This window comes from Okeania sp., assembly GCF_983059655.1.
Map to the genome: position 1 here is coordinate 1 of NZ_CEZPJD010000201.1, position 11,094 is coordinate 11,094.

Below are 11,094 nucleotides of genomic sequence, written 5' to 3' on the forward strand. Positions count from 1 at the left end.
TCAGTTTTTTTGGAGTTATGCGATCGCGATACAGAATCTCTTAATACAGATGTTCTATTGAATACTAATTAAAAAAATCATTTTATTCAAATCTTTTCTTTCTCTTAACTCCTAACACCTAAAATCCTAGTTATACCAAATTGATAAATATTTGCTACAAATAGCTTGGGTATTTATTCGGAGTTAGTAAGAGGAACCTTATTGATATAATATATAAAGTCCTTAGTTTTTTTCGCATTGTATTATTATGGTAGTCCTTGCTGGGTATACAGATTTGATTCAAATCTATGAGGGTACAAACTCTCAAGTGTATCGTACCCAAAGACTTGACAATAACCAATCAGTCATCCTCAAATTTCTGAACCAAGAATATCCCACCAGCGAGCAAATTAGACGTTACAAACAAGAATATCATTTGACTTGCCAGTTAGACTCTCCAAATATTATTAAAGCATATAGCTTGGAAAAATATCAAAGAAGTTATGCGATCGCCTTAGAAGACTTTGGCGGAATTTCCCTCAAACAATGGCTTGAAGAGGGCCAAGAACTTTCTGTTGAAGAATTTTTATTTCTGATGATCGCGATGACGGAGAGTTTGGGAGAAATACACAAACTACATATTATTCACAAAGATATCAATCCCTCTAATATCGTTTTTAATCCCGAAACTCAAGAACTAAAAATCATCGACTTTGGCATTGCTACTCAACTAAGTAGGGAAAATCCTACCCTAAAAAATCCTGACCTTTTAGAAGGTACTCTAGCTTATATTTCCCCAGAGCAAACAGGCAGAATGAATAGAGGGTTAGATTATCGCACAGATTTTTATTCTCTGGGAGTAACATTTTATGAAATGCTGTCGGGACAACTGCCTTTTGAAAGTTCCGATGCTTTAGAATTAATACATTGTCATCTGGCCAAAAATCCACCAGCAATTATTAGCAAAGAAAAACTTAACAAGATAGAAATACCTCAAATAATTGCAGATATTGTGATGAAATTAATGGCCAAAAATGCTGAGGATCGTTACCAAAGCGCTGACGGGTTAAAAGCAGATTTAGAAGAGTGTCGCCGACAACTAAAAGAAACAGGAAATATTGATTCCTTCACGCTAAGTCAACAGGATATTTCCGATCGCTTCCAAATCCCCCAAAAACTCTACGGAAGGGAAGAAGAGATTTCCACTTTGCTCGCAGCATTTGAGAGAGTTGTCGAAACAGGAAAAGTAGAATTAATGATGGTGACTGGTTATTCTGGTGTCGGCAAGTCTTCTCTAGTCCAAGAACTTTATCAACCTATTACTGTCTGTCGTGGTTATTTTATATCTGGCAAATTTGACCAGTTTCAACACAATATTCCTTATTCAGCAATTGTCGCAGCTTTTAGAGGATTAATCGGACAATTATTGGTAGAAAGTAGAGAACGACTACAAAGGTGGCGAAAAAAACTCTTAAAAGCATTGGGTTATAATGGACAAATCATTATTGATGTCATTCCTGAAGTCGAATTAATTATCGGCAAGCAGCAGCCAGTTCCAGTATTAGGAGTAAATGAATCCCAAAATCGTTTTAATCTAATTTTCAGCAATTTTATTCGTATATTTGCCGATCAAAGCCATCCTTTAACTATATTTATAGACGATTTGCAATGGGCAGATTTAGCGACTTTAACGCTGATAGAACAAATATTATTTGCAGGAGAAACAGAATATTTATTGCTGTTAGGAGCTTATCGAAATAATGAAGTAGATATCGGTCATCCGTTGTTAAATTCTCTCGAAACAATTAAAAAAAACCACAATAAAATTCAGAAAATAACTTTACAACCTTTATCTCAAAAACAAATAACTCGTCTAATCAGTGATACCCTCAATCAGATTCAAGGAAACTCTCATTTAGCTCAGTTAGTTTGGCAAAAAACGGGAGGAAATCCTTTTTTTATCAATGAATTTTTACAAGAATTGTCTGATGAAAATTTACTACAATTTGACCGTAAATCAAGAGCTTGGCAATGGAATATAGAAGAAATAGAAGGCAGAGGATTTAGCGATAATGTAGTGGAATTGATGGTAGAAAAACTGCAAAAATTACCCCGGTCTAGCCAAGAAATTTTATCTATGGCTGCTTTTTGGGGAGCAGAGTTTGAGTTAGAAATAATATCATTAATTACACAAAAATCTCCTCAAGAAATTTTTGAATATCTAAAAATTGCCATGGAGCACAACTTAATTCTCCCTAAATCGGAACTGGACGAAAACCTGTTGATTCAATCTTATCAATTCAGTCACGATCGCATTCAACAGGCAGCTTATGCTCTGATTCCTGAGTGGCGCAAAGCAGTCACCCATTACTATATCGGACAAGTCATCCTAGAAAAAATACCCCCAGAAACTATAGAAGAGTCGATTTTTCAGCTAGTTAATCAACTAAACCATGGCACTGCTTTAATCAGGGAACAAAAAGAACGCGACGAACTCGCGAAACTAAACCTGACTGCCTGTCATAAAGCAAAAGCAGCTAGCGCTTATCAAGTAAGTCGCGAATATGCGAAAATAGGATTATCTTTACTAAGAGAAAATGCTTGGCACAGGCAATATGAAATGACCCTATTATTTTATAATAATTCTGCCGAGTTGGCTTGGCTATGTGGCACTATTGAGGAGATGGAACAGTTTATTCATAAAGTTATTACCGAAGGGCGGTCTTTATTGGATAAAGTTAATGTTTACCTAATTTCAATTCAATCAAAAGTTAGCCAAACTAAACTCAAGGAAGCTATTAAAATTGCTCTAGAATGCCTTCACCAATTAGGATTTCAATTTCCTCAAGCTCCTACGCAAAAAGATACTCAAAAAATTACAGTAGAAATTGCTCAACTAATTGAAAACAGAAAAATTTCTGACTTAGTTAACTTACCAATAGCAGTAAATGCAACAATTGCTTCTGCCATACAAATTACTAACAGTATTATTCCCGCCACTTACTTCTCAAATTTTCCTTTATATCCACTGCTCATTTCTTTTTCAGTTAAACTCTCTATTGAAAATGGAAATATACCAGCTTCAGCTGTTGCTTATGTTTATTACAGCATCCTTGCCTGCAATATTTTGTTGGATGTAGAAACCGGAGTTGAATTTGGTGAATTAGCACTCAAACTAGTCTCTAAACTGGATGCTAAAGCTTTCAAGCCAGAAGTATTAAACGTAGTAGGATTCTTCACATTACACCGCAAATCTCATACGAAAGAAACCCTAACACTGTTACAAGAAAGTCATGCAGGAAGTATGGAAGTCGGTAACTTGGAAGTAGCGGGATATAGCGCCTATAATTTTTGTCTCAATGCTTTTTGGTGTGGTCGGCCACTTGAGAGCTTGGAGCAGCAAGTTCGTACTTACCATCAAAAATTGGTACGATTAAATCAACTAATGGCTGCTAATTGGTGTCAAATTCACTTACAATCTATTTTAAATTTACAAGCAGCAGTCTATCGCCCCTATATTTTATCTGGAGAAGTTATTCTCGAACCAGAATTACTCGAACAACTGCAAGCAGCAAATAATTTTTCTGGTTTGTCTTGTTTGTATTTACATAATCTGATGCTTTCCTACCTATTTGGGGAAATAGCATTAGCTAAAAACTATGCTGTTGAAATCAAAAAATATTTAAAGGCTATTGTCGGAACTGTTGCGATCCCGGCCTTGTATTTATATGATTCTTTGACTTTTCTTGCAGATGCAACACCAGAATCAGAGGATATATCCCAAATTATCGCAGCGGTAGAAGAAAATCAAAGGCAGCTAAAACAGTATTGGGCGAGGTATGCTCCCATGAATCACCAACATAAGGTAGATTTGGTAGAAGCGGAAAAATGCAGAATTTTAGGGAAAAAGGCTGAAGCGATCGAACTATACCACAAAGCAATTTCAGGAGCAAAAGAAAACGAATACATCCAAGAAGAAGCCCTCGCCAACGAACTTGCAGCTAAATTTTATCTTGACTGGAAGCAGGAAAAAGTTGCCCTGGTTTACATGAGGGACGCGCATTACTGCTACTATCGCTGGGGAGCAACTGCAAAAATCAAACAACTCGAAGATAAGTATCCTAAATTGTTTAAATCTCCAACTGCTACAACTTATGGTTATAAAATCTTGAGTACTTGGACTACCAACAATTCTACCACTACTGCAGAGTTAGATTTAGCAACATTAATCAAATCTACTAATGCTATTTCTAGCGAAATCGTACTCAATAAATTACTGGAAACTTTAATGGATATTATGGTAGAAAACGCCGGAGCCCGACGGGGAATCTTGATTGTACCTGATGGCGAAGGTTTATTCGTCGAAGCTACCAAAGAATACTCTCAGGAAGTTTGCCTCTTGCAACCTATTCCTTTAAATAATTTCAAACGGCTTTCAAAAAAAATAGTCAATTATGTCGCCCGCACTGGCAAAACAGTAGTTCTCAATGATGCCATGGGTGAAAACAAGTCTCTTAGCACTCCTTCCCTAGCATCTGAAACCGACGCAGGCGATCGTAGTCTTACAGACGATGGCTATATTCAAAAATATCAATGTCGCTCCATCGCCTGCACCCCTTTAATTAATATAGGTCAACTCCAAGGTATTATCTATCTGGAAAATAATCTTACTACTGGAGCTTTTACCAGAGAACGCATGGCATTGTTAAGAACTTTGGCAGCACAAGCGGCCATATCTTTAGAAAATGCTCGATTGTATGATGCCTGCAAACGTTTCGTGCCAGAGCAGTTTCTCAGCTTTTTAGAGAAAAAGAGCATTGTTAATGTGAAACTCGGAGACCAAGTAGAACGGGAAATGACTGTTTTATTCTCTGATATTCGGGATTTTACCACCATCTCCGAACAGATGACTCCGGCGGAAAACTTCGCTTTTATTAACGAATATCTCGGTTATATGGAACCGCAAATTCAAAAACATGGTGGGTTTGTTGATAAATATATGGGCGATGCCATTATGGCTCTGTTTCCTAATTCTGCCGATGATGCTCTCAAAGGAGCAATAGCGATTTTGGAGGAGTTGAAAATGTACAATTCAGAGAGACAACAAAGGAATTTAAAACCCATTCGTATTGGTATTGGTTTACATACAGGTAGGTTGATTTTAGGTACTGTAGGCGGATTTGGGCGTATGGATGGAACAGCGATCGGAGATGCGGTGAATATCTCCTCGCGAGTGGAAGGTTTTACCAAAACTTATGGGGTTTCCCTGTTAATTACTCATGAAACTTTGGCACGTTTGAATAATCCCTTGGAATACAACTATCGATTTATTGAACAAGTAACAGCTAAAGGTAAAACTAAAGCGGTTGCTTTATTTGAAGTTTTTTCTGCCGATCCACCAGAATTAAGGTATATCAAAATTGCTACGAAACAGAAGTTTGAAATGGCAGTTTTGTTGTTTTATCAGGAGTCATTTACAAAAGCGGCAGCTTTATTTCAAGAATGCTTAGAATATGGCGCTCGCGATCAGGTTGTTTGCAGTTATCTCGAGCGCTGCCAAAGTCATGATTTTGGTCAAACAGGTGTTATGCAGAAAGGCAGAGGGCAGGAGGTAGAAAACATAAGGGAATTATGAGTCCTGCCCTCTCTTTCTGCTGGTGACTGAAGAGAATAAGGGTTTAACGAAGTTAGAAGTCAGAAGTCATATCATGTCCGGTTAAATAGTTATACTTAGGAGTAAGGAAGGTAGAAGACAGAGGGCAGAAGCGGTGAGATCCCGTGCTGCCGACAGGCGTAAGGGAATGCTGACCAAGAGAGGGAATGCTCACTAAGAGAGGCAGAATGGTTTATTGCAATTTTAACTTAATTTTATAAACAAACGATGCTACCGGACATGATATTATATAAAATCCGGTTGTGCGGTTTTCACAAAGATAGAGTACAGAGCTTCTGCCTTTGTCTTAACAGGGGTTTTCATTTCATTAGACCCCAGTAGGGACGTTGCATGCAACGTCTGGGTTTTTATTATGGCGATGTGGTTCATCAAGAGCGAAAAGCGCTTTCATTAATGGATAATTGATAATGGATAATTGATAATTACAAGAAGGTTAAAACCGTTACGGAATTGAATATAAGGAAATACTATTTCTTCTCTTGGTTGATTGGATATGGCGATCTTCGGAGCGGCTCTGATAAGAGCAGGGGACCTCACCATCCGGAGACCGCTTTTTTCCCCTTAAAAGGGGAGGCTTTAAACCATAACTATTTAATTATTAATTAGTTAATTATTCGGTAAGCCAAAATCTCTGTACTTTATGTTAATGAAAAGTATTGATAGAATTATAAACATATACTGTATAACCAGATTCTATATTATATCAAGAATTAGCGATAATAAAAATGTGTTACCCGATCAATTTTTTCCTATTTCCCGTTTTCTGTTCCCTAAAAGTTTTATTGTGGGTGTTTAAAGAGACATAATATTGGAGCTAGTTAATGGGACATGATATAATAGTACTGAGATAAAATGAATAAAGTCCTTAATTTTTTTCCCATTGTATTATTATGGTAGTCCTTGCTGGATATACGGATTTAATTCAAATCCATGAAAGTGCAAATTCCTTAGTGTATAGCGCTCGAAGAGTTGTCGATCAAACTACAACCACCCTCCGCGAAGATCAACCTGTTATTATCAAATTTCTTAATCGAGAGTATCCCAGTACAGAGGAAATTCGACGCTACAAACAAGAATATCATCTGACTTGCCAGTTGAACTCTCCCAGTATTATTAAAGCATATAGCTTGGAAAAATATCAAAGAAGTTATGCGATCGCTTTGGAAGACTTTGGTGGAATTTCCCTCAAACGATGGCTTGAAAAGTGCCCAGAGCTTTCTGTTGAAGAATTTTTATTTCTGGCGATCGCGATTACACAAAGTTTGGGAGAAATACACAAACTACATATTATTCATAAAGATATCAATCCCTCTAATATCGTTTTTAATCCCGAAACTCAAGAACTAAAAATCATCGACTTTGGCATTGCTACTCAACTAAGTAGGGAAAATCCTACCCTAAAAAATCCTGACCTTTTAGAAGGTACTCTAGCTTATATTTCCCCAGAGCAAACAGGCAGAATGAATAGAGGGTTAGATTATCGCACAGATTTTTATTCTCTGGGAGTAACATTTTATGAAATGCTGTCGGGACAACTGCCTTTTGAAAGTTCCGATGCTTTAGAATTAATACATTGTCATCTGGCCAAAAATCCACCAGCAATTATTAGCAAAGAAAAACTTAACAAGATAGAAATACCTCAAATCATTGCAGATATTGTAATGAAATTAATGGCCAAAAATGCTGAGGATCGTTACCAAAGTGCTGATGGGTTAAAAGCAGATTTAGAAGAGTGTAGTCGCCAACTCAAAGAAACAAGAAATATTAATTCTTTTACACTAGGTCAACAAGATATTTCCGATCGCTTCCAAATTCCTCAAAAACTTTATGGCAGGGAAAAAGAAATAGCAACTTTACTGAAAGCATTTAAGAGAGTTGTCGAAACTGGAAAAGTGGAACTTATGTTAGTGAGCGGTTATTCTGGTATTGGCAAATCATCTTTCGTGCAAGAACTTTTTGAGCTGATCGCAGAATGTAGAGGTTATTTTATATCTGGCAAATTTGACCAATTTCAACGCAACATTCCTTATTCAGCAATTGTCGCAGCTTTTCGCGGATTAATTGGGCAATTATTAGGGGAAAGCATAGCTAAGTTTCAGGTATGGCGAGAAAAATTATTGAAGGCATTAGGAAACAACGGACAAATAATCATTGATGTTATTCCTGAAGTAGAATTAATTATCGGCAAACAACCTTCTGTTGCGATATTAGGAGGCAATGAAGCACAAAATCGTTTCAACCTTGTTTTTTCTGACTTTATTGGTGCTTTCTGCGATCGCGAGCATCCATTAACTTTATTTATAGATGACTTACAATGGGCCGATTTAGCAACTTTGACATTGATTGAACGGCTATTAGTAGAAGGAACAAGCAAATATCTTTTACTGTTAGGAGCTTATCGCGATAATGAAGTTTTGGCAAGCCATCCCTTAGCTATTTCTCTCAAAAAGCTGAAGCAAAACAAGGCAGGAGTTAATAAAATTAAGTTAAAAAAATTACCTATATCTCAAATTGCTTGTCTAATCGCCGATACCTTGAAGCAGAATGTAGAAAAAGTTTGTGATTTAGCCTGGTTAGTTATGAAAAAAACAGAAGGAAATCCTTTCTTTGTTAATGAATTTTTACAGGCATTACATAGCGAAGAATTGTTAAAATTAAATCAAGAATCAAGGGTTTGGCAATGGGATATAGAAGCGATAAAGGCAAGTGAGTTTACAGATAATGTTGTAGAATTGATGGTAATTAAACTGCAAAAATTACCAAAATCAAGTCAAGAAGTTTTATCTATTGCTGCTTGTTTAGGAGCATGCTTTGACTTAAAAACTATCGCTTGGGTAAGAAAAATTTCTGCCCAAGAAACTTTTCAGTTGTTAAAAATTTGTCTTGACCGCAACTTAATTTTACTCCAGTCCGAATTAGATGAAAATCTTCTCGTTCAATTTTTTAAATTCAGTCACGATCGAATTCAGCAAGCTGCTTATGCTCTAATTCCCGATGACCAAAAAAACAAGACTCATTATCAGATAGGACAATTGCTGTTACAAAAGATGTCCCCAGAAACCAAGGAAGAGCAGATTTTTGAACTCGTCAATCAACTAAACTATGGAACAGCTTTAATAACCAAACAAACCGAACGAAATGAACTAGCTCAACTCAACTTAGTTGCCTGTCGCAAAGCTAAAGATGCTAATGCTTATCAGACAAGCCGTGAATATGCCAATATTGGATTGGCTTTATTGGGGGAAAATGGTTGGTTGCACCAATACAATATGATTCTGGAGTTCTATGAATTAGCCGTAGAATTGGCTTTTCTGTGTGGTAATTTTGAGGCTATGGAACAATTAATTGAGATAGTAGCTGCTAATACCCGCTCTTTACCAGAACAAGTCAATGTTTATAAAATTAGAATACAAGCATATAACACTCAAAATCAACCCACAAAAGCAATTATTACTGCACAACAATTTTTGCAACAACTAGGTCTCACTTTTCCCCAAAAGCCCACACAAGATTATATTAAAGAGGCAGTTTCCGAAATTTGCCTACTGGTTGGCGATCGAGAAATAGAAAGTTTAGTCGATCTACCAATGATGAAGGATAGAGAAAAAATCGCTATTGTGGAAATTGCCAATAGCATTATGCCAGCTACTTACCTTTCCGGTTCTCCCTTATTTCCATTATTGGTAGCTTTGTCAGTCAAGCTATCTATTCAATATGGAAATACTGAGACTTCCGCCTTTGCTTATTCTTGCTATGGTATGGTTGCTTGTAATATCTTGCAAGATGTCAATGTTGGGGTAAAGTTTGGTCAACTAGCACTACAGGTAGTCTCCAAACTAGATTTAAAAAGTGTGAAACCATTGGTAATACATATTGTGATATTTTTTCTCCTACATTATAAATCTCATATTAGAGAAACCGTTTCTCCCTTGCAAGAAGGTTATGGAATGGGTTTAGAGGTGGGAAATTTAGAATTTGCTGGCTACAATGCTCATGCTTTTTGTTTACAATTTTTTTGGTCTAATCAACCTTTGGCTGCCTTGGAAAAGTTATCTCATACTTATTTTAATGGGTTAGTACAATTGAATCAATTAGCGGCAGCTAATTGGTGTCGCAGTTGTTGGCAGTCAACATTAAATTTACTTGGAATGGCTAAAGATCCAACTATTTTATCTGGAGATAGCGATCGAGAAGCCAAATTTATCTCTCAAATGCTTTCTGCTAATGACTACTTGGGGTTATCATTTTTTTACTTATATAAGATGATGTTGTGTTATCTGTTTGAGGAAATAGAATCTATTGAAAATAATGTAGAAGAAATAAAGGCGTATGTGCTAGCTGTTGCTGGACTGGTGACTGAACCAATATTTTATTTTTATGATTCTTTAATTGCTTTGGCAAGTTTGAGTAATGCCAAAAACGAGATGTCAGAGATGATCGAACGAGTAGAAGAAAATCAAAGGCAACTGCAACAGCGATGGGCAGAGTTTGCTCCGATGAATTACCAACATAAAGTTGATTTAGTGGAGGCCGAAAAAAGCCGAATCTTAGGAAAAAAAGCAGAAGCAATTGAGTTATATAACAAGGCAATATCAGGAGCTAAAGAAAATAAATATATTCAAGAAGAAGCTCTAGCAAATGAACTGGCAGCTAAATTTTATCTTGACTGGCAGCAGGAAAAAATTGCTTCTGTTTACATGATGGAAGCACATTACTGCTACAGTCAATGGGGAGCAATAGCAAAAGTCAAGCACTTAGAAAAAAACTATCCTCAATTGTTAAAAACTTGCAATAGCAAAAGCTCTGATAGAATATGGGAAAAGGGTACAACCCGTTCTAATGATAGTCATTTTTTAGATTTAGCTACAGTGATTAAATCCACGACTGCCATTTCTAGCGAGATTGTTTGGGAAAAATTACTGGCAACTTTAATGGATATTCTTATTGAAAATGCAGGAGCGCAACGAGGAATATTAATTTTGGCTCATGGGGAAAGTTTATTTATTGAAGCAACAAAGGAAGAATACTCTGAGGAAGTTTTCCTATTGCAGTCTATTCCTATATATGAATTTACAATGGTAGCGTCAAAAATTGTGTATTATGTTGCCCGTACTAGTAATACTATTGTTTTGAACAATGCTACTCGTGAAGGGAATTTTACTGACGATGCCTACATTCAAAAATATCAATGTCAGTCTATTGCTTGCACTCCTCTAATCAATCAAGGTAAACTCCAGGGCCTTATTTATCTAGAAAATAACTTGACTATTGGAGCTTTTACCAGAGAACGCATGGCACTGTTACGAACTATTGCTACTCAAGCAGCAATTTCATTAGAAAATGCCCAACTGTACAACAATATAACTAAATTAAACCAGGCTTATGAGCGTTTTGTTCCGGCTCAGTTTCTCAGCTTTTTAGAAAAAGACAGTATTGTGGAT

The 11,094-nt window shown here is 36.5% G+C and carries 2 protein-coding genes; both read left to right on the forward strand.

Annotation, left to right across the window (positions count from 1 at the left end; genetic code table 11):
- Positions 1-247 precede the first annotated feature (247 nt).
- Positions 248-5,614 carry a protein kinase domain-containing protein gene (locus AC3DU7_RS13370; RefSeq protein ID WP_488039832.1) on the forward strand — a complete coding sequence of 1,789 codons (5,367 nt, stop codon included), beginning with the start codon at positions 248-250 and terminating at the stop codon, positions 5,612-5,614.
- 929 nt (positions 5,615-6,543) lie between these two features.
- On the forward strand, positions 6,544-11,094 hold a 4,551-nt coding region (locus AC3DU7_RS13375), incomplete at its 3' end, for an ATP-binding protein (RefSeq protein ID WP_488039833.1).